Source organism: Paenibacillus sp. JNU01, from assembly GCF_059130585.1.
In genome coordinates, this window is sequence record NZ_CP169723.1 from 3,135,394 (window position 1) to 3,152,849 (window position 17,456).

General features: G+C 44.9%; 33 protein-coding genes. All 33 read right to left on the reverse strand.

Annotated features, from left to right (window positions below; translation table 11 throughout):
- Window positions 1-458: 458 nt before the first annotated feature.
- Entirely contained in the window at window positions 459-851 is a 393-nt protein-coding gene (rpsI, locus tag NLBNIHML_RS13665) for a 30S ribosomal protein S9 (protein ID WP_017692105.1), read from the reverse strand.
- Window positions 852-870: 19 nt separating this feature from the next.
- On the reverse strand, window positions 871-1,308 hold the full coding sequence (rplM, locus tag NLBNIHML_RS13670; RefSeq protein ID WP_024633564.1) for a 50S ribosomal protein L13: 438 nt from the start codon (window positions 1,306-1,308) through the stop codon (window positions 871-873).
- A 205-nt stretch (window positions 1,309-1,513) separates the two neighbouring features.
- Complete coding sequence (truA, locus tag NLBNIHML_RS13675) at window positions 1,514-2,287, reverse strand: tRNA pseudouridine(38-40) synthase TruA (protein WP_494354560.1); 774 nt, start codon at window positions 2,285-2,287, stop codon at window positions 1,514-1,516.
- Between the two features lie 159 nt (window positions 2,288-2,446).
- Window positions 2,447-2,812 (reverse strand): 50S ribosomal protein L17, encoded by a 366-nt coding sequence (gene rplQ / locus NLBNIHML_RS13680; protein WP_017692102.1) that lies wholly within the window; start codon window positions 2,810-2,812, stop codon window positions 2,447-2,449.
- Between the two features lie 34 nt (window positions 2,813-2,846).
- Window positions 2,847-3,791, reverse strand: coding sequence for a DNA-directed RNA polymerase subunit alpha (locus NLBNIHML_RS13685; RefSeq protein WP_017692101.1), 945 nt, complete (start codon window positions 3,789-3,791; stop codon window positions 2,847-2,849).
- A 136-nt stretch (window positions 3,792-3,927) separates the two neighbouring features.
- The gene (gene rpsK, locus NLBNIHML_RS13690; protein ID WP_017692100.1) at window positions 3,928-4,323 is read right to left on the reverse strand and encodes a 30S ribosomal protein S11; all 396 of its coding nucleotides are present in this window, start codon (window positions 4,321-4,323) and stop codon (window positions 3,928-3,930) included.
- A gap of 19 nt (window positions 4,324-4,342) precedes the next feature.
- A complete protein-coding gene (gene rpsM, locus NLBNIHML_RS13695; RefSeq protein WP_062329455.1) occupies window positions 4,343-4,711 on the reverse strand; it encodes a 30S ribosomal protein S13 in 369 nt (122 codons plus the stop codon).
- 20 nt (window positions 4,712-4,731) lie between these two features.
- Window positions 4,732-4,845, reverse strand: a complete 114-nt coding sequence (gene rpmJ / locus NLBNIHML_RS13700; protein WP_003333770.1) for a 50S ribosomal protein L36 — start codon at window positions 4,843-4,845, stop codon at window positions 4,732-4,734.
- A gap of 152 nt (window positions 4,846-4,997) precedes the next feature.
- Window positions 4,998-5,213: a translation initiation factor IF-1 gene (infA, locus tag NLBNIHML_RS13705; RefSeq protein WP_017692098.1), complete on the reverse strand. Its 216-nt coding sequence runs from the start codon at window positions 5,211-5,213 to the stop codon at window positions 4,998-5,000.
- Window positions 5,214-5,216: 3 nt separating this feature from the next.
- Window positions 5,217-5,525 (reverse strand): KOW domain-containing RNA-binding protein, encoded by a 309-nt coding sequence (locus NLBNIHML_RS13710; RefSeq protein ID WP_091039171.1) that lies wholly within the window; start codon window positions 5,523-5,525, stop codon window positions 5,217-5,219.
- Between the two features lie 10 nt (window positions 5,526-5,535).
- A complete protein-coding gene (gene map, locus NLBNIHML_RS13715) occupies window positions 5,536-6,288 on the reverse strand; it encodes a type I methionyl aminopeptidase (protein ID WP_036607191.1) in 753 nt (250 codons plus the stop codon).
- 3 nt (window positions 6,289-6,291) lie between these two features.
- On the reverse strand, window positions 6,292-6,936 hold the full coding sequence (locus NLBNIHML_RS13720; RefSeq protein WP_339237992.1) for an adenylate kinase: 645 nt from the start codon (window positions 6,934-6,936) through the stop codon (window positions 6,292-6,294).
- A gap of 90 nt (window positions 6,937-7,026) precedes the next feature.
- Complete coding sequence (gene secY, locus NLBNIHML_RS13725) at window positions 7,027-8,325, reverse strand: preprotein translocase subunit SecY (protein ID WP_339237994.1); 1,299 nt, start codon at window positions 8,323-8,325, stop codon at window positions 7,027-7,029.
- The gene (gene rplO / locus NLBNIHML_RS13730) at window positions 8,325-8,765 is read right to left on the reverse strand and encodes a 50S ribosomal protein L15 (RefSeq protein ID WP_062836188.1); all 441 of its coding nucleotides are present in this window, start codon (window positions 8,763-8,765) and stop codon (window positions 8,325-8,327) included. Before rplO ends, secY begins: the two co-directional genes overlap by 1 nt.
- 43 nt (window positions 8,766-8,808) lie before the next feature.
- The gene (rpmD, locus tag NLBNIHML_RS13735; RefSeq protein ID WP_017692092.1) at window positions 8,809-8,994 is read right to left on the reverse strand and encodes a 50S ribosomal protein L30; all 186 of its coding nucleotides are present in this window, start codon (window positions 8,992-8,994) and stop codon (window positions 8,809-8,811) included.
- A gap of 13 nt (window positions 8,995-9,007) precedes the next feature.
- Window positions 9,008-9,505 (reverse strand): 30S ribosomal protein S5, encoded by a 498-nt coding sequence (rpsE, locus tag NLBNIHML_RS13740; protein WP_017692091.1) that lies wholly within the window; start codon window positions 9,503-9,505, stop codon window positions 9,008-9,010.
- A gap of 27 nt (window positions 9,506-9,532) precedes the next feature.
- Window positions 9,533-9,901: a 50S ribosomal protein L18 gene (gene rplR / locus NLBNIHML_RS13745; RefSeq protein ID WP_017692090.1), complete on the reverse strand. Its 369-nt coding sequence runs from the start codon at window positions 9,899-9,901 to the stop codon at window positions 9,533-9,535.
- Between the two features lie 117 nt (window positions 9,902-10,018).
- A complete protein-coding gene (gene rplF, locus NLBNIHML_RS13750; protein WP_017692089.1) occupies window positions 10,019-10,561 on the reverse strand; it encodes a 50S ribosomal protein L6 in 543 nt (180 codons plus the stop codon).
- Between the two features lie 30 nt (window positions 10,562-10,591).
- Window positions 10,592-10,990 (reverse strand): 30S ribosomal protein S8, encoded by a 399-nt coding sequence (gene rpsH / locus NLBNIHML_RS13755; protein WP_017692088.1) that lies wholly within the window; start codon window positions 10,988-10,990, stop codon window positions 10,592-10,594.
- A gap of 32 nt (window positions 10,991-11,022) precedes the next feature.
- Complete coding sequence (locus NLBNIHML_RS13760) at window positions 11,023-11,208, reverse strand: type Z 30S ribosomal protein S14 (protein WP_013312154.1); 186 nt, start codon at window positions 11,206-11,208, stop codon at window positions 11,023-11,025.
- Between the two features lie 73 nt (window positions 11,209-11,281).
- Window positions 11,282-11,824 (reverse strand): 50S ribosomal protein L5, encoded by a 543-nt coding sequence (gene rplE / locus NLBNIHML_RS13765; RefSeq protein ID WP_253441169.1) that lies wholly within the window; start codon window positions 11,822-11,824, stop codon window positions 11,282-11,284.
- 32 nt (window positions 11,825-11,856) lie between these two features.
- Window positions 11,857-12,210 (reverse strand): 50S ribosomal protein L24, encoded by a 354-nt coding sequence (gene rplX, locus NLBNIHML_RS13770; RefSeq protein WP_017692086.1) that lies wholly within the window; start codon window positions 12,208-12,210, stop codon window positions 11,857-11,859.
- 40 nt (window positions 12,211-12,250) lie between these two features.
- Window positions 12,251-12,619: a 50S ribosomal protein L14 gene (gene rplN, locus NLBNIHML_RS13775; RefSeq protein ID WP_017692085.1), complete on the reverse strand. Its 369-nt coding sequence runs from the start codon at window positions 12,617-12,619 to the stop codon at window positions 12,251-12,253.
- A 34-nt stretch (window positions 12,620-12,653) separates the two neighbouring features.
- Window positions 12,654-12,920 (reverse strand): 30S ribosomal protein S17, encoded by a 267-nt coding sequence (rpsQ, locus tag NLBNIHML_RS13780; protein ID WP_017692084.1) that lies wholly within the window; start codon window positions 12,918-12,920, stop codon window positions 12,654-12,656.
- Window positions 12,921-12,968: 48 nt separating this feature from the next.
- Window positions 12,969-13,166, reverse strand: a complete 198-nt coding sequence (gene rpmC / locus NLBNIHML_RS13785) for a 50S ribosomal protein L29 (protein WP_017692083.1) — start codon at window positions 13,164-13,166, stop codon at window positions 12,969-12,971.
- Window positions 13,156-13,590, reverse strand: a complete 435-nt coding sequence (gene rplP / locus NLBNIHML_RS13790; protein ID WP_017692082.1) for a 50S ribosomal protein L16 — start codon at window positions 13,588-13,590, stop codon at window positions 13,156-13,158. Before rplP ends, rpmC begins: the two co-directional genes overlap by 11 nt.
- 2 nt (window positions 13,591-13,592) lie before the next feature.
- The gene (rpsC, locus tag NLBNIHML_RS13795; RefSeq protein WP_339237997.1) at window positions 13,593-14,258 is read right to left on the reverse strand and encodes a 30S ribosomal protein S3; all 666 of its coding nucleotides are present in this window, start codon (window positions 14,256-14,258) and stop codon (window positions 13,593-13,595) included.
- A gap of 15 nt (window positions 14,259-14,273) precedes the next feature.
- Complete coding sequence (gene rplV / locus NLBNIHML_RS13800; RefSeq protein ID WP_024633583.1) at window positions 14,274-14,606, reverse strand: 50S ribosomal protein L22; 333 nt, start codon at window positions 14,604-14,606, stop codon at window positions 14,274-14,276.
- 35 nt (window positions 14,607-14,641) lie between these two features.
- A complete protein-coding gene (gene rpsS, locus NLBNIHML_RS13805) occupies window positions 14,642-14,920 on the reverse strand; it encodes a 30S ribosomal protein S19 (RefSeq protein WP_062836183.1) in 279 nt (92 codons plus the stop codon).
- 71 nt (window positions 14,921-14,991) lie between these two features.
- Entirely contained in the window at window positions 14,992-15,822 is an 831-nt protein-coding gene (gene rplB / locus NLBNIHML_RS13810) for a 50S ribosomal protein L2 (RefSeq protein WP_017692078.1), read from the reverse strand.
- Window positions 15,823-15,852: 30 nt separating this feature from the next.
- Window positions 15,853-16,143 carry a 50S ribosomal protein L23 gene (gene rplW / locus NLBNIHML_RS13815; protein ID WP_017692077.1) on the reverse strand — a complete coding sequence of 97 codons (291 nt, stop codon included), beginning with the start codon at window positions 16,141-16,143 and terminating at the stop codon, window positions 15,853-15,855.
- Window positions 16,143-16,766 (reverse strand): 50S ribosomal protein L4, encoded by a 624-nt coding sequence (gene rplD, locus NLBNIHML_RS13820; RefSeq protein ID WP_339237999.1) that lies wholly within the window; start codon window positions 16,764-16,766, stop codon window positions 16,143-16,145. The genes rplW and rplD overlap by 1 nt, the downstream gene beginning before the upstream one ends.
- A gap of 25 nt (window positions 16,767-16,791) precedes the next feature.
- Complete coding sequence (rplC, locus tag NLBNIHML_RS13825; RefSeq protein WP_053779208.1) at window positions 16,792-17,415, reverse strand: 50S ribosomal protein L3; 624 nt, start codon at window positions 17,413-17,415, stop codon at window positions 16,792-16,794.
- Window positions 17,416-17,456: the final 41 nt, after the last annotated feature.

Here is a 17,456-nt window from a genome sequence, read left to right on the forward strand (position 1 = left end):
ATAAAGAGAAGAAGAAGTTATAAGGAGTTCAGCGTGACAACATATATCATATGATATGTGAGAGACTTTTATGGTTTCCATAAGAAAAACTGATGAAATTTAAAGTGAAGAATAAATTTTGAAGAGCAAACCGAATACATTCAATAAAGCAGGCTTGAGCCCTAATAGATGATTTTATAAAGAGCTGTTTTAGAACGTGTGGGAAACGATGGGAATGAGCATAGCGTATCATCATAAACGATTTATGAGGTGTAGTGAGGTTTAATAAGAAGTATTAACTCAGATATGAAAAAACTGTATTAAGGAACATTAATGAAGATATTTAACACATATGATGCGACAATGAACAGTCATGCGGACACATATGAGTGTTATGGCATAAGCGGATATATATATTATATGCAAAATCTTCATGAAGATATAAAAAAGCCTTTGGCCGAGGCCAAAGGCTTTTAATATTAACGTTTGGAGAACTGAGGTGCGCGACGAGCCGCTTTAAGACCGTATTTTTTACGCTCTTTCATACGTGGGTCACGAGTCAGGAATCCTGCTTTTTTCAGGGATGCACGGTATTCCGGATCTGCTTTGAGCAGAGCGCGGGAGATACCATGACGGATTGCGCCGGCTTGACCGGAGATTCCGCCACCATGAGCAATAACAAGAACGTCATAGTTGTTGAGCGTTTCTGTCAAGTTCAGTGGTTGTTTTACAATCAGTTTGAGTGTTTCCAAACCGAAGTATTCATTAATATCACGTTTATTGATGACAATGCGTCCTTCACCCGGTACAAGGCGAACACGTGCTACCGAATGTTTACGACGACCTGTCCCATAGTATTGTACTTGTGCCATGAAACTGTCCTCCTTTTAATTAACCGCGAAGTTCGTAAACTTCTGGTTTTTGTGCTGCATGTGGATGCTCAGTGCCTCTGTACGCTTTAAGTCTCAACTTCATTTTCTCGCCCATGCGAGTTTTAGGAAGCATACCGCGAACAGCCAATTCCAACATACGCTCAGGTTTGTTTTTAACCATCTCTTCAGCAGTAGTTACTTTCAAACCACCTGGGTGCATCGAGTGACGGTAGTATTTTTTACCTTGCATTTTCTTACCAGTCAATACGATTTTCTCAGCATTGATGATAACAACGAAATCGCCAGTGTCCACATGTGGAGTGAATTGTGGCTTGTGTTTGCCGCGAATCAAAGCAGCTGCTTCGCTCGCCAAACGTCCGAGGGTTTTGCCTTCAGCATCAATGATGTGCCATTGGCGCTCAACTTCGTTAGGCTTCGCCATGTACGTAGTACGCATGAAAAGTTCCTCCTTAAAATGTTCAAAATCATCATTTTCATTTATCTTCGTTCGTTAAGTTATAACTTTAGGTGTTGATGGATTGTAAATTTGATGTGAACCTCTTAATTGGGGCTGTGGGAAAGCCATTAAGAAAACACAACTTTTATATTACATGATAGGCGATTAAATCGCAAGTGTTAATTAAGCTTTTCACTCACCAATTTTAATCTTTTGTATATTCAAGATCCCAGAGCATTAAACCGCAGCTAACTGCAGTAGGTCCTGCAGCAGATCGATTACATGCAGCAATCATATTCGGTACATCAGAGGCTTTCCGTTTGCCCTCTCCGATCTCCAGCAGTGTTCCTACAATGATTCGAACCATATGCTGCAAAAAGCCGTTACCACTCACAAAAATGTGAATGACACCCTGATCACGCGGATGGTCTCTGCACATTGATCGGTCCACTTCAATCCATGCTTCGTATACCGAACGGACATGATTCTCTTTCTGAGACTTGCGTGAAGCAAAAGAGGTATAATCATAGGTCCCTATGAAATGTCGTAAGGCCTCCTGCATTGCCGTAATATCAAGCTTCGCATGATGATGATACTGCAGTCTTCTGTTGAATACATCCGGAAACTGATTCGCATTGACTGTGTAACGATATGTTTTCTTTTTCGCTGCATAGCGAGAATGAAAATCAGCCGAAACTTCAATCGCATCAATAACGACAATATCGGAGGGTAATCTGGAGTTGAGCGCAATACACCAACGTTCAATCGGGATCTGGGATTCCGTAGGAAAATTGAAGATCTGTCTGCGAGCGTGAACGCCTGCATCTGTTCGGCCTGAACCTGTAATTTTAACCTTCTCACCAGTTAAAGCACGAATCGCATCTTCAAGATGATCCTGAATGGTATTCCCACCCGGCTGTACTTGGAAGCCGTAATAGGCAGTGCCATCATAAGTTAACGTCATACATAAGTTCCGCATTAATACCACACCTTTGTTCCATACTATACATATCCCTATCCCGAACAGCAAAAGAAGCCCCTTACGGAGCTTCTATTACAGCACGAATTCCGAAATGAAGAGAAAAAAAGGGTTAATCCAGAATCGTTGATTCTGTCCCCTTTCCTCATCTCATCTGTTTTACGCGCGGTCTACCAGTTCCAAGTAAACCATTGGCGCTGCGTCACCACGACGAGGTCCCAGTTTCAAGATACGAGTGTATCCACCTGGACGCTCAGCGTAACGACCGGACAATTCGCTAAACAGTTTTTGGATTGCATCTTGCTCACCATCGATAGTTTCGCGGCGAACATAAGCTGCCACTTGGCGACGGGCATGAAGATCTCCCTTTTTCGCTTTAGTGATCAGTTTTTCAGCAATAGAGCGAACCTCTTTTGCTTTCGCTTCAGTTGTCTGAATGCGTTCGTATAAGAACAGGTCGGTTACCAGGTCACGGAACAAAGCTTTACGTGCGCTGGAATTACGGCCCAACTTTTGGTATGCCATTGTTTTCCCTCCTTCACTTCAAGCACTCGGCTGTCTATTCTTCTGTACGGAGTCCCAAACCAAGTTCCTCAAGCTTCTCTTGAACTTCTTCCAAAGACTTGCGTCCGAGGTTACGGACTTTCATCATGTCTTCTTCCGTTTTCGTAGTCAGCTCTTGCACGGTATTAATACCGGCACGTTTGAGGCAGTTGTAGGAACGAACAGAGAGATCCAGCTCTTCGATCGTCATTTCGAGTACTTTTTCTTTTTTGTCTTCTTCTTTTTCGACCATGATCTCTGCATCTTTCGCTTCGTCTGTAAGACCCACGAAGAGCATCAAATGCTCAGTCAAAATTTTAGCGCCAAGGCTTACAGCCTCTTCAGGACGAATACTTCCATCAGTCCAAACTTCCAACGTGAGCTTGTCATAGTTGGTCACTTGACCGACACGCGTATTTTCCACAGCGTAGTTAACGCGACTGATCGGGGTGAAGATGGAATCGACTGGGATGACGCCGATCGGCTGGTCATCGCGTTTATTCCGATCTGCCTGGACGTAGCCGCGACCGCGATTGGCAAAAATACGCATGTGAAGTCTCGAACCTGGTCCGAGCGTAGCGATGTGCAGATCCGGGTTAAGGATTTCCACATCGGAGTCAGCACGGATATCTCCAGCCGTAATTGCTCCTTCGCCTTCAGCATCAATCTCGAGCACTTTCTCCTCATCCGAATGAATCTTAAGCGACAAAGCTTTCAGGTTAAGAATAACCTCCGTAACATCTTCCATTACGCCAGGAACTGTAGCAAATTCATGCAGAACCCCATCGATTTGAACCGAAGACACTGCCGCACCCGGCAGTGACGAGAGCAAGATTCGGCGAAGCGAGTTTCCAAGCGTCGTACCGTATCCGCGCTCAAGCGGTTCTACTACGAATTTCCCATAGGTGCCATCATCGTTGACGTCTACCGTCTCAATTTTCGGCTTTTCGATTTCAATCACTGCAATACCCCTCCTTCAAAACGTCGGTCCTCTATGAAACATTTACCTTCTCTTGCGAAAACATGTAGTAGTATGCCTAAACAACCATTATTAGCAGATTGTGCCGGAAATATACCACACGCAGGGGCAAATCTCATTAGACACGACGACGTTTTGGAGGACGGCATCCGTTATGCGGGACTGGAGTTACGTCTTTGATCAGGTTAACTTCAAGACCAGCAGCTTGCAAAGAGCGGATCGCTGCTTCACGGCCTGCGCCTGGTCCTTTAACCATAACCTCAACGGCTTTCATCCCATGTTCCATTGCAGCTTTGGCAGCAGTCTCAGCAGCCATTTGTGCAGCAAACGGAGTCGATTTACGGGAACCTCTGAATCCGAGACCGCCGGAGCTTGCCCACGAAATTGCATTTCCGTGAGGATCCGTAATAGTAACGATAGTGTTATTGAAAGTGGAACGGATATGTGCCACGCCAGATTCAATATTCTTACGGTCACGACGTTTAGTACGTACGACTTTTTTCGGTTTAGCCATTTTCTCTTATCCCCCCTTATTATTTCTTCTTGTTCGCTACTGTACGACGAGGACCTTTACGAGTACGAGCATTCGTTTTCGTACGTTGTCCACGAACAGGCAGACCACGACGATGACGAACTCCACGGTAACAACCGATCTCCGTCAAACGTTTAATATTCAAAGAGATTTCTCGACGCAGGTCACCTTCTACTTTGACCTCTTTATCGATACTTTCACGCAATTTGCTGACTTCATCTTCCGTCAAATCACGAACACGAGTGTCCGGATTGATGCCTGTTGTGCTCAGAATTTTCTGGGAAGTCGTTTTACCGATTCCGAAAATATAAGTCAAGGCGATCTCAACGCGCTTATCACGTGGCAAATCCACACCAGCTATACGTGCCATTTTACGCTACACCCCCTTCTTTAACCTTGTTTTTGTTTGTGTTTCGGATTTTCACAGATAACCATAACATTCCCTTTGCGGCGAATGACTTTGCATTTTTCGCAAATCGGCTTGACCGAAGGTCTTACCTTCATGTGAATTACCTCCTCAAAGTTTTGCTAAGCAAAACCCTCTTCGTAAGCATTGACCTTGTTCTACTATTGTAAAACCGGCTTCGAAGCTTTCGCAAGTTTTGCCGGGCAAAACCCGCTTCATAAGCTTCACAGTTCATTGCAACTGTCTACTACTATTTACGGTAAGTTATGCGACCTTTTGTTAAATCATAAGGCGACAACTGAACAACTACTTTGTCTCCAGTCAAGATACGAATAAAGTGCATCCGTAGTTTTCCGGAAACGTGAGCGAGAATTTGATGACCGTTCTCAAGCTCAACCTTGAATGTTGCATTCGGTAGCGGTTCAAGAACCGTACCTTCCACTTCAATGACATCTTCCTTGGCCATTAGTCAGTCTCCTTTCTCTTCAGCTTGAATGTTGGTGGATTCCAGAAATGAATGGACCGCATAGCGGAGCTTTCCATTTGTCACCCGACCACTCTCGTTTAAACTGTTCACAACCTCGCTGCTAATCATGGGCTGGAGTTCAAGATGAAGAAGATTCTTCTTCTTGGGTTGATCAAACTTACGTTTGTCTCCATCCGCGATATATACGAACTTACTGTCCGCTATAGCAACAATTACTGCGGCTTGGTCCGCATTGCGGCCTTTACGGATCTTCACAAGTTGACCGAGCTGCGGATTAGACTGACTGTTCATGCCTCATCACCTACGCATTCAGTTTCGTGAAAATTTCCATACCATCTGGTGTAACTGCTACGGTGTGTTCAAAGTGGGCACATAACTTTCCATCAACCGTGACGACAGTCCAGTTATCTTCCAACGTTTTCACATACCGTCTTCCTACGTTAACCATCGGCTCTATGGCCAGCACCATGCCCGCTTTGAGCCGTGGTCCCCGATCGGGAAGACCATAGTTCGGAATCTGTGGTTCTTCGTGCAGATCTGCGCCTATGCCGTGACCGACATATTCACGAACAACTGAGAACCCTTCATCTTCAATATATTTCTGAATCGCATGAGATATTGTAAACAAGCGAACGTCCGGTTTTACCAGCGCCAGACCTGCGTATAACGAAGCCTCGGTAACGTCCAGAAGACGACGGGCTTCTTCGGAAATACGGCCGACCGGATAAGTCCAGGCGGAATCTCCATGATACCCCTGGTACTGCGCGCCAATGTCAAACGTAACGATATCGCCCTCGTTCAACTTGCGTTTGCCGGGAAATCCATGTACCAACTCTTCATTTACTGAAGCGCACACACTGGCAGGGAAACCGTTATAACCTTTGAAAGACGGCACAGCTCCTTGACTGCGGATATATTGATCAGCCATATGGTCAAGTTCACCAGTCGTAATACCGGGAGCGATATGCTCTGCCAAGAGACGATGCGTTTCCGCAACAATTCTCCCTGCTTCCCTCATCAAGCCCAGTTCCGTTTCGGACTTACCAATGATCATCAATTAACCTCTCAGTAAGGACACGATTTCTTGAGAAACTTGATCGATATCCTGTTCTCCGTTCACTTGACGAAGAAGACCTTTAGTCTCATAGAACGTGAGGAGTGGTGCTGTTTTGTTGATATACTCGTCCAGTCGTGTACCTACACTCTCTTCATTATCATCAGAGCGTTGATACAACTCACCAGCGCATTTATCACAAATACCTTCCTGCTTAGGCGGATTGAATACCACATGATAAGTGGAACCACAGTTTTTACAAATCCGACGACCCGTCAAACGAGCGAGTAATTTGTTGCGATCCACTTTCAGGTTGATTACATGATCGAGACCTGAGTTCAATCGGTCCAGAATGCCATCGAGCGCTTCTGCTTGTGACAGGGTTCTTGGAAATCCGTCCAAGAGGAAACCTTCTCTGCAGTCAGGCTGCTGCAAACGTTCTTCAACGATGCCAATGGTTACATCATCTGGTACAAGCAATCCTTGATCCATATATTCCTTGGCTTTCAGGCCAATGGGAGTTCCCTGTTTGATCGCTAGACGAAATGCATCGCCTGTTGAAATATGGGGAATACCGAACTCTTTCACGATGACGTCTGCTTGTGTTCCTTTTCCTGCCCCAGGAGGGCCCATGAATAGGATGTTCACGTTATGTCACTCCCTCCAAGACTACCCTACATCAACAAACAGCACAATAGGTGCCGGCAAGTAAATCTTCACTCGACCGGTACCTATTGCCTATTTATTGATAAAACCTTTGTAGTGGCGTTTGATCAATTGGCTTTCGATTTGCTTCATCGTATCCAGCGCAACACCGATAACGATCAGGAGGGATGTTCCTCCAATTTGCGCAGATTGAGGCAAACCAGAAAGTGCCCCTAAGAATACAGGCAGAACGGAAATGACTGCCAAGAAGATGGCTCCGGCCATTGTCAAACGAGTCATGACACGGGTCAGATATTTCTCGGTTGCTTTACCCGGGCGAATGCCTGGGATGTAACCGCCGTTCTTTTTCATATTATCAGCCATCTGCTGTGGATTCATCTGTACGAAAGTATAGAAGAATGTGAAACCGAAGATCATCACAACATACAGTAACATACCCAGAGGTTTGTGTGTAGTCAGATTCTGTCCGATCCACCGAGCCCAATCGTGATCTGCCCAGAAGTTAGCTATGATCGTTGGGAACATCAACAGCGATGAAGCAAAGATGACAGGGATAACACCTGCTGCATTAATTTTCAGCGGGATATGTGTATTCTGTCCACCGTACATTTTGTTACCTACGACACGTTTAGCGTACTGTACAGGAATTTTCCGAATCGCCTGCTGAATGTAAATGACCCCTATGATGATCAGCACAATAACAATTGCGATGATTACACCTTTAAGAATATTCATAAACAGTTGGTCAGGTTGGATAAAGTCAGATTCGATCGTTTGTTTGATAATATTAGGCACCGTAGATAGGATACCTGCAAAGATCAAGATCGAAATTCCGTTTCCTATGCCCTTCTCGGTGATTTGCTCACCCAGCCACATCAGGAATGAAGTACCGGCCGTAAGTACAATCGCGATCAAGATATAATCTGCAAATGTAGCGTTAGGCACCATCTCTGTATTGTACAAGCGGTTGAATCCGATCGACGTACCAAACGCTTGAATCAATGCCAGCCCGATGGTTAAATAACGGGTCAACTGTGCAGATTTCTTCTTACCTTGTTCACCTTGCTTTGCCCACTCCGCTAATTTAGGAATAACGTCCATGGAAAGCAATTGTACTATGATAGACGCAGTGATGTAAGGCACGATCCCGAGCGCAAATATCGAGAACTGGAAGAGCGCTCCACCCGAGAACGTATTGAGAAGTCCAAAAACTTCTTTACCCGCAGAATTTGTCGCTTCGAATACATCTTTATTAACTCCCGGTACGGGAACAAAGGATCCGATGCGGTAAATGATCAGTACAAAAAGGGTAAATAATACCCTTTTGCGCAGATCTTCAACCCGCCAGATATTCTTTAGGGTCTTGAACATTAAATCACCTCAGTTGTACCGCCGGCAGCTTCAATTTTCTCAATAGCAGATTGAGAAAACTTATTAGCTTTAACAGTCAGCTTCACAGTGACATCACCGTTACCCAGGATTTTGATTCCGGATTTAGCGTTTTTAACTACGCCATTCGTCATCAAGAATTCTGGAGTTACTTCAGTACCCGCAGCAAAACTGTTCAGGTCTTCAGTATTCACAACTGCATATTCTTTGCGAGTTGGGTTTACAAAACCACGTTTTGGCAAGCGACGATACAATGGATTTTGTCCACCTTCGAAGCCTGGACGTACTCCACCGCCAGAACGAGCGTTTTGTCCTTTGTGACCGCGACCTGATGTTTTACCTGTACCACTACTTGGACCGCGACCAAGACGTTTACGTTCTTTGCGGGATCCAGGAGATGGTGAAAGCTCATGTAACTTCATCGTTCGTTGCACCTCCTTAAAGATTTGTGGGATTAACCCGTTTTTAAGCTTCTACTTCTTTAACAGCAACCAAGTGGCTTACTTTGTTAATCATACCACGGATGGCAGGATTATCGTTTTGTACCACTTTGCTATTGATTTTGCGCAAACCCAATGTTTTCACAGTTGTTCTTTGCGTCTCCGGACGTCCGATCAAGCTGCGGACGAGGGTAATTTCTAATTTAGCCATGAGAATTCCCTCCTTAACCCAGAAGCTCTTCGACGGATTTTCCGCGCAGTTTAGCCACGTCTTCAGCACGCTTCAAACGGGACAAACCTTCCAAAGTCGCATTGACCATGTTCATGGAATTCGAAGAACCCAGAGATTTTGTCAAAATGTCACCTACACCAGCAAGTTCGAGAACCGCACGTACAGGACCACCAGCGATAACACCAGTACCTTCAGATGCTGGTTTCAACAGCACGCGTCCTGCGCCGAACTTACCTGTTACCAAGTGAGGAATCGATGTTCCTACGAGTGGAACGTGTACAAGGTTTTTCTTAGCGTCTTCAATACCTTTGCGAATTGCATCAGGTACTTCGCCCGCTTTACCGATACCAGCTCCAACCCAGCCGTTGCCGTCGCCGACTACAACCAGTGCGCTAAAGCTGAAACGGCGTCCGCCTTTTACTACTTTAGCTACGCGATTAATATTTACAACTCTTTCAGTCAGTTCCAAAGTATTCGGATCTACACGCAAGTCGTTAACCTCCTTTTGAAAAATATCTTAAAACTCAAGTCCTGCTTCACGAGCCGCTTCAGCCAAAGCTGCGATACGACCATGGTACAGATATCCGCTACGGTCAAATACGATGTTGGAAACACCTTTGTCTTTCGCACGTTTAGCAACGAGTTCGCCAACTTTACGAGCTGATTCAACAGATGCACCATTTTTGATGTCAGTGCTCAATTCTTTGTCTACGGTAGACGCGGAAGCGATTGTTACACCAGCAACATCATCGATGATTTGAGCATACATATGTTTACCAGAACGGAATACGTTCAAACGAGGACGTGCTGCCGTTCCTTGGATTTTCTTACGAACACGAAGGTGTCTTTTCAGACGAGCCTTATTTTTATCTGGTTTCGTAATCATCTCAAAGATTCACTCCTTTCAGGTTACCTCGCTGGCTTCAAAGCAGAAGCCACGGGGTATATTAGAAACACACGAAGCAAGCAAGCCGAAAGCCGCGCAAAGGCGGTAAGAGAAATCTTATTTCTTCTTACCGGCTTTACCTTCCTTACGGATGATACGCTCGCCTTCATATTTAATACCTTTACCTTTGTATGGCTCAGGTTCACGTACGGAACGGATTTTAGCAGCGTAAGCACCTACACGCTCTTTGTCGATTCCGCGAACGATGATTTTTGTATTCGAAGGTACTTCGAATTCAATTCCCGCTTCCGGTGTAATTTCAACCGGGTGAGAGTAACCAACGTTCAGAACGATTTTATCTCCGGATTTGCTTGCACGATATCCGACCCCAACCAATTCCAGAGATTTCGCGAATCCTTCAGTAACGCCGCTCACCATATTGTTTACAACGCTGCGCGTTGTGCCGTGCAATGAACGGTGAGTTTTGTTATCGGAAGGACGCACAACTGTGATTTCGTTATTTTCAACTGTAACCTTCATGTCTTTATGAAGCTCACGAGTCAAAGTTCCTTTTGGTCCTTTTACCGTAATAACGGTGTTGTCCAGGGTGATGTCTACACCACTTGGTACTGTGATTGGTTTGCGACCAATACGAGACATATGTTGCACCTCCTATCTTGTGACGTTATATTACCAAACGTAGCAAACGACTTCTCCGCCGGATTTCGATTGACGAGCTTCTTTGTCCGTCATGATACCTTTGGATGTCGAGATGATCGCGATTCCCAGGCCACCAAGTACACGAGGTACTTCATTGCTTTTCGTGTAAACACGAAGACCAGGTTTACTGATTCTTTTCAGACCAGTGATAACGCGCTCGTTATTTTGACCGTATTTCAGGAAAACACGGATAATCCCTTGTTTGTTATCATCGATAACTTCAGCGTCACGGATGAAACCTTCACGCTTCAGGATATCGGCGATTTGTTTTTTCATTGTCGAAGCAGGCATTTCTACCGTTTCGTGACGAACAGTGTTCGCGTTACGAATACGAGTAAGCATATCTGCAATTGGATCAGACATAGTCATTGTGAGTTAACCTCCTTCCCGTTCAGGACTTTTTACCAGCTTGCTTTTTTCACGCCAGGGATCTGGCCTTTATAAGCTAATTCACGGAAGCAAATTCTGCAAATTTTGAACTTTTGCAGGACCGAATGTGGACGTCCGCAACGCTCACAGCGTGTATATGCACGTACTTTAAACTTTGGTGTACGTTGTTGTTTAACTTTCATCGAAGTTTTTGCCACTTAGCCTGACACCTCCTAAATAATTTCGGAGAAAAGGGAGTCTTTCCAGACACCCGGAAACGTTATGCCAACATTACTTAACGAAAGGCATTCCCATTTGCGTGAGCAATTCGCGGGACTCTTCGTCTGTTTTCGCCGTTGTTACGATGACAATATCCATACCGCGGACTTTATCAACTTTATCATACTCGATCTCTGGGAAGATCAATTGCTCTTTCAGACCCAGTGTGTAGTTACCACGTCCGTCGAAAGCTTTGCTCGATACACCGCGGAAGTCGCGGACACGAGGAAGCGTAACGTTGAACAGTTTATCGAGGAAGAAGTACATACGCTCGCCGCGCAATGTTACTTTCACACCGATAGGCATATTCTCACGCAGTTTGAATCCTGCGATTGATTTTTTTGCACGAGTGATTACAGGTTTTTGACCTGCGATCAGTTGCAAATCGTTTACTGCGGAATCCAACACTTTGGAGTTTTGGACAGCGTCGCCCACACCCATGTTGATAACGATTTTCTCGATTTTCGGCACTTGCATTACCGTTGTATAGTTAAACTTCTGCATCAAAGCAGGAGCGATTTCTTGCAGGTAACGTTCTTTCATTCTTGATGCCATGAATCATAGCCCTCCTTTCTCATTCGGTTCAATTAGTCGATAATTTCTCCGGAACGTTTAGCAACGCGCACTTTCTTTCCGTTATCCAAAACTTTGTAACCTACACGGGTTACTTTTCCGCTCTTCGGATCGATGTGCATTACGTTGGAAACGTGAATCGGAGCTTCCTTCTCGATAATGCCGCCTTGCGGGTTTTGCTGGTTAGGCTTCTGGTGTTTTTTCACCATGTTAACACCTTCCACAAGGACGCGGTTCTCACGAGGATAAGCAGCGATGACACGGCCTTTTTTACCTTTGTCTTTACCGCTGATCACCATAACCGTATCTTCCTTTTTAACGTGAAGTTTGTTGTTATGGGATTCCAGAACTTTTTTCACTCTTGGCATTTCGTACACCTCCTGTTTCTAACATCACGAGATTAAAGCTTTAGATTACTTCTGGAGCCAAGGAAACGATTTTCATGAAGTCTTTATCGCGAAGTTCGCGAGCAACTGGTCCGAAAATACGTGTTCCACGTGGGCTTCTGTCGTCTTTTACAACAACCGCTGCATTTTCATCAAAACCGATGTAGGAACCGTCTTTACGACGTACAGAACGTTTCGTACGAACGACAACCGCTCTAACTACATCACCTTTTTTGACAACGCCGCCTGGTGTTGCTTGTTTAACAGAACAAACGATCAGATCACCGATTTGAGCTGTACGACGTCCCGTACCGCCGAGTACGCGGATACACATCAGTTCCTTCGCACCGGAGTTGTCAGCCACAGTCAAACGTGTAAATGGTTGAATCATTTAGTATTCCTCCTTTCAGCAGTGCTGCTGAGCATTAGATGATAACCGCTTTTTCTACGATTTCAGTAAGTCTCCAGCGTTTATCTTTCGAAAGCGGACGAGTCTCCATGATTTTCACCGTGTCACCGATTTTCGCAGTGTTTTCTTCGTCATGTGCTTTGAATTTTTTAGTAACCTTAATGCGCTTATGGTACAAGTTGTGTTTTTTGTAAGTTTCTACAGCAACAACAATTGTTTTGTCCATTTTATCGCTGACCACTTTACCAGTTTGCACTTTACGTGCGTTACGTTCTTCGCTCATTGTTGGCCTCCTTCCTGATTACGGACGGATTGTCTATCCTATCCCTAATTAACCGATTCCCAATTCTCTCTCACGGATAATGGTTTTAGCACGAGCTATTTCTTTCCGCACATCACGGATGCGAGTCGGGTTATCCAGCTGACCGGTAGCTAATTGAAAGCGGAGGTTAAAGAGTTCTTCTTTAAATCCGGCAATCTTTTGCTCGATTTCAGCAGAGGTTAGGTTGCGAAATTCACTAGCTTTCATTTGCTTCACCACCCAATTCTTCACGTTTCACGAACTTCGTTTTGATTGGCAGTTTGTGAGCGGCAAGACGCATTGCTTCGCGTGCAATTTCCTCCGGTACACCAGCAAGTTCAAACATGATCTTACCTGGTTTCACTACTGCAACCCATTTTTCTACGTTACCTTTACCGCTACCCATCCGAACCTCGAGAGGCTTTTGAGTGATTGGTTTGTCTGGGAAGATTTTGATCCAAACTTTACCACCACGTTTGATGTAACGAGTCATTGCAATACGAGCCGCTTCGATCTGACGGTTCGTAATCCAAGCCGGTTCCGTAGCTTGCAGACCGTATTCGCCAAAGTTCAGAGTCGTTCCGCCTTTAGCTTGGCCTTTCATATGTCCACGTTGTTGCTTACGGTGTTTTACGCGTTTTGGTACCAACATGATTAGTTGCCTCCTTCCTTAGCAGCTTGTTTCTTAGCCGTAGGAAGAACCTCTCCACGATAGATCCATACTTTTACGCCAATACGTCCGTAAGTAGTATGAGCCTCTGCTGTACCATAGTCAATGTCAGCACGCAGTGTGTGCAGTGGAACAGTTCCTTCGCTGTAGCCTTCAGAACGTGCGATCTCAGCACCGCCAAGACGTCCGCCTACTTGAGTTTTGATACCTTTAGCACCGGAGCGCATGGTTCTTTGAATCGCTTGTTTCAGAGCACGACGGAAAGAAACGCGACGTTCCAATTGTTGTGCAATGCTTTCAGCTACAAGAATAGCGTCCAAGTCTTGGTTTTTAATTTCAGAAATGTTGATGTGTACTTTTTTACCGCCAGCAATTTTCGTAATTTGATTACGAAGATTTTCAACTTCCGAACCACCTTTACCAATTACCATACCTGGTTTAGCAGTGTGAATCGTTACGTTTACGCGGTTAGCCGCTCTCTCAATTTCTACACGAGATAAAGCGGAGTCTTTCAATTTATTTTTCAGGAATTCACGAATTTTCACGTCTTCCATCAAAAGATCACCGAAGTCTTTGCCTGCATACCACTTAGATTCCCAGTCACGGATAATTCCGACACGGAGTCCGACTGGATTTACCTTTTGGCCCACACATTTCCCCTCCTTCTACTTCTCAGATACCACCAAAGTAATGTGGCTAGTACGTTTGTTAATACGACTTGCACGTCCCATTGCACGAGGGCGGAAACGTTTCATTGTCGGTCCTTGGTTCACGTAAGCTTGCGAGATAACCAAGTTGTTAACATCCAAAGAATAGTTATGTTCCGCATTCGCAATAGCGGAGTTAAGCAACTTCTCAACGATTGGAGAAGCGGATTTCGGAGTGTGACGGAGAATGGCAACCGCCTCACCTACTTGCTTGCCGCGAATCAAGTCAACAACGAGTTGAACTTTACGAGGAGCAATCCGGATAAACTTAGCATGTGCTTTTGCTTCCATTGTGTAACCTCCTCTCAAACATTAAAGATGTTCATTTATCTTCTTGTTTTCTTATCATCATCAGTATGGCCTTTGTACGTACGGGTTGGAGCGAACTCACCCAGTTTGTGTCCAACCATGTCCTCAGTTACATACACTGGCACGTGTTTACGACCGTCGTAAACGCCAAATGTGTGTCCGATGAATTGTGGGAAAATTGTAGAACGACGGGACCAGGTTTTGATAACGTTCTTCTTACCTGAAGCTTCCATCTCTTCTACCTTTTTGAGCATGTAGCCATCAATGAATGGCCCTTTTTTCAAACTGCGACCCATGTGGAGATCCTCCCTTCAAACGTAGCTATTATGCATCCGCAGATGCCTCACGAAGTTATGCACAGTGTGTATTACTTCGTGCGGCGGCGAATGATGTATTTATCAGAAGCTTTATTTTTCTTACGCGTTTTGTAACCAAGAGTAGGTTTACCCCATGGTGACATTGGCGATTTACGTCCGATTGGAGCACGACCTTCACCACCACCGTGTGGGTGATCGTTAGGGTTCATTACTACACCACGAACCTCAGGACGTTTACCCAACCAACGGCTACGACCGGCTTTACCGATTTTGATGAGCTCGTGGTCTTGGTTACCAACAGATCCGATTGTCGCACGGCAAACTTTCAAAATACGACGAACTTCTCCGGAAGAGAGACGAACGGATACGTATTTTTCTTCTTTACCAAGCAATTGAGCTTCTGTACCAGCAGCACGAACCAATTGTCCGCCTTTACCTGGTTTCAACTCGATGTTGTGGATAACGGTACCTACTGGAATGTTTTCGAGTGGCAGTGCGTTACCGATTTTAATGTCTGATTCAGGTCCGGAGAATACTTGATCTCCAACTTTCAAACCTTTAGGAGCGATGATATAACGCTTTTCACCATCAGCATAATGAATCAGAGCGATGTTAGATGTACGGTTCGGGTCATACTCAATCGTAGCAACGCGGCCCGGTATTCCATCTTTAGTACGTTTGAAGTCAATGATGCGGTATTTACGTTTGTGTCCACCACCATGGTGACGAACTGTAATTTTACCTTGGTTGTTGCGGCCTGCTTGTTTGCTCAACGGGGCCAACAACGATTTCTCCGGCTGATTTGTGGTGATTTCCTCAAATGTAGAAACGGACATGTTCCGTCTTGCCGGGGATGTTGGTTTATACTTTTTGATTGGCACTGGGTTTCCCTCCTTACTTCAAAAATTCAATTATACAGTTTCAAAGAACTCAAGCGTTTTGCTGTCTTTTGTCAGCGTTACAAACGCTTTTTTCCATTCGCTTGTATATCCGGAATAACGTCCGTACCGTTTTGGCTTAGCTGGAACACGAAGCGTGTTCACGTTTTTCACTTTTACGTTGAAAATAGCTTCTACTGCCTTTTTGATCTCGGTTTTGTTTGCACGGATATCGACTTCAAATACATATTTCAAGTCATTCATCATGTCAGCAGTACGTTCCGTAATAATCGGACGTTTTACAATATCACGAGGATCCTTCATTACGCGAGCACCTCCTCTACCTTCTGAACTGCTTCTTTCGTAATGATCAATTTGTCGTGCGAAAGCACGTCAAGAACATTAATGCCGTCAGCAGCTACGAATTTCACGCCTGGAATATTCCGTGCGGAAAGAGCTACATTATCATCATAGCTAGGAGCTACGATCAAAGCCTTACGTCCCACTTTGAGGTTACTCAAGATGGCTGCAAATTCTTTAGTTTTAGGCGTGCTCAACGCGAGAGCGTCCAAAACGATAATGTCATTGTCAAGCACTTTGGATGAAAGGGCTGATTTGATCGCCAAACGACGAACTTTCTTAGGCAGTTTATACGCATAGCTCCGTGGTGTTGGACCAAATACGATACCGCCGCCTTTCCATTGTGGTGAACGAATTGAACCTTGACGAGCGCGACCTGTACCTTTTTGTTTCCAAGGCTTACGTCCGCCGCCACGTACTTCAGAACGTCCTTTTACTTTGTGGGTACCTTGACGAAGGGAAGCGCGTTGCATAAGAACCGCATCGTACAGAACGTGTTGGTTCGGTTCAATTCCGAAAACCGCATCATTCAATTCTACTTCGCCTACTTGGCTACCATCTACATTGTAAACTGATACTTTTGGCATTTTGTGTTCCTCCTTTCTTCAGTGGTTATTTTTTCACCGTTTCTTTAACTTTGATGAGACTGTTTTTCGGTCCAGGAATGGAACCTTTCACGAGCAACACGTTACGCTCAGCGTCTACTTTAACTACTTCAAGACGTTGAATTGTAACTGTATCATGTCCCATGTGTCCTGGCAGGCGTTTGCCTTTAGGAACGCGGTTAGCTTGGATCGAACCCATCGAACCCGGGCCACGGTGATAACGAGAACCGTGAGACATAGGTCCAGTGCTTTGTCCCCAACGCTTGATTACGCCGGCAAAACCTTTACCTTTAGAAACACCCGTTACGTCAACGAATTCGCCTTCAGCGAAAATGTCAGCTTTCAGTTCTTGGCCAACTTCATATTCAGCGATGTTGATACCGCGAACTTCACGAACGTAGCGCTTAGGGGCAGTGTTTGCTTTTTTAGCGTGACCTGCTTCTGGCTTGTTAGCATTTTTCTCTTTCTTATCGGAGTAACCGATTTGAATTGCTTCGTAGCCATCGTTCTCAATGTCTTTCTTTTGCAAAACAACACAAGGGCCTGCTTCGATAACCGTTACTGGAACAACGTTACCTTCAGGAGTAAATACTTGAGTCATTCCGAGTTTTTTTCCTAAGATTGCTTTCATGTTGACACCTCTTTTCCTCTATACATGGTCTTTGTTGTAGC

Coding starts and splice junctions, on each gene's coding strand:
- rpmC (WP_017692083.1), bottom strand. CDS start 13,166: ATGAAAGCTAGTGAATTTCGCAACCTAACCTCTGCTGAAATCGAGCAA.
- rplO (WP_062836188.1), bottom strand. CDS start 8,765: ATGAAGTTACATGAGCTTTCACCATCTCCTGGATCCCGCAAAGAACGT.
- rpsM (WP_062329455.1), bottom strand. CDS start 4,711: ATGGCACGTATAGCTGGTGTGGATTTGCCACGTGATAAGCGCGTTGAG.
- rpmJ (WP_003333770.1), bottom strand. CDS start 4,845: ATGAAGGTAAGACCTTCGGTCAAGCCGATTTGCGAAAAATGCAAAGTC.
- rplC (WP_053779208.1), bottom strand. CDS start 17,415: ATGAAAGCAATCTTAGGAAAAAAACTCGGAATGACTCAAGTATTTACT.
- rpsH (WP_017692088.1), bottom strand. CDS start 10,990: ATGACTATGTCTGATCCAATTGCAGATATGCTTACTCGTATTCGTAAC.
- rpmD (WP_017692092.1), bottom strand. CDS start 8,994: ATGGCTAAATTAGAAATTACCCTCGTCCGCAGCTTGATCGGACGTCCG.
- rpsI (WP_017692105.1), bottom strand. CDS start 851: ATGGCACAAGTACAATACTATGGGACAGGTCGTCGTAAACATTCGGTA.
- rplE (WP_253441169.1), bottom strand. CDS start 11,824: ATGGCATCAAGAATGAAAGAACGTTACCTGCAAGAAATCGCTCCTGCT.
- rplX (WP_017692086.1), bottom strand. CDS start 12,210: ATGCCAAGAGTGAAAAAAGTTCTGGAATCCCATAACAACAAACTTCAC.
- rpsS (WP_062836183.1), bottom strand. CDS start 14,920: ATGGGTCGCAGTTTGAAAAAAGGGCCATTCATTGATGGCTACATGCTC.
- rplR (WP_017692090.1), bottom strand. CDS start 9,901: ATGATTACGAAACCAGATAAAAATAAGGCTCGTCTGAAAAGACACCTT.
- map (WP_036607191.1), bottom strand. CDS start 6,288: ATGATCATTGGTAAGTCCGAAACGGAACTGGGCTTGATGAGGGAAGCA.
- rplP (WP_017692082.1), bottom strand. CDS start 13,590: ATGTTGGTACCAAAACGCGTAAAACACCGTAAGCAACAACGTGGACAT.
- infA (WP_017692098.1), bottom strand. CDS start 5,213: ATGGCCAAGGAAGATGTCATTGAAGTGGAAGGTACGGTTCTTGAACCG.
- NLBNIHML_RS13710 (WP_091039171.1), bottom strand. CDS start 5,525: ATGAACAGTCAGTCTAATCCGCAGCTCGGTCAACTTGTGAAGATCCGT.
- rplD (WP_339237999.1), bottom strand. CDS start 16,766: ATGCCAAAAGTATCAGTTTACAATGTAGATGGTAGCCAAGTAGGCGAA.
- truA (WP_494354560.1), bottom strand. CDS start 2,287: ATGCGGAACTTATGTATGACGTTAACTTATGATGGCACTGCCTATTAC.
- rpsQ (WP_017692084.1), bottom strand. CDS start 12,920: ATGAGCGAAGAACGTAACGCACGTAAAGTGCAAACTGGTAAAGTGGTC.
- rplQ (WP_017692102.1), bottom strand. CDS start 2,812: ATGGCATACCAAAAGTTGGGCCGTAATTCCAGCGCACGTAAAGCTTTG.
- rplM (WP_024633564.1), bottom strand. CDS start 1,308: ATGCGTACTACGTACATGGCGAAGCCTAACGAAGTTGAGCGCCAATGG.
- secY (WP_339237994.1), bottom strand. CDS start 8,325: ATGTTCAAGACCCTAAAGAATATCTGGCGGGTTGAAGATCTGCGCAAA.
- rplF (WP_017692089.1), bottom strand. CDS start 10,561: ATGTCTCGTATTGGTCGCAAACCAATCACAGTACCAAGTGGTGTAGAC.
- rplV (WP_024633583.1), bottom strand. CDS start 14,606: ATGGAAGCAAAAGCACATGCTAAGTTTATCCGGATTGCTCCTCGTAAA.
- rplN (WP_017692085.1), bottom strand. CDS start 12,619: ATGATTCAACCATTTACACGTTTGACTGTGGCTGACAACTCCGGTGCG.
- rpsK (WP_017692100.1), bottom strand. CDS start 4,323: ATGGCTAAACCGAAAAAAGTCGTACGTACTAAACGTCGTGACCGTAAG.
- rplW (WP_017692077.1), bottom strand. CDS start 16,143: ATGAAGGATCCTCGTGATATTGTAAAACGTCCGATTATTACGGAACGT.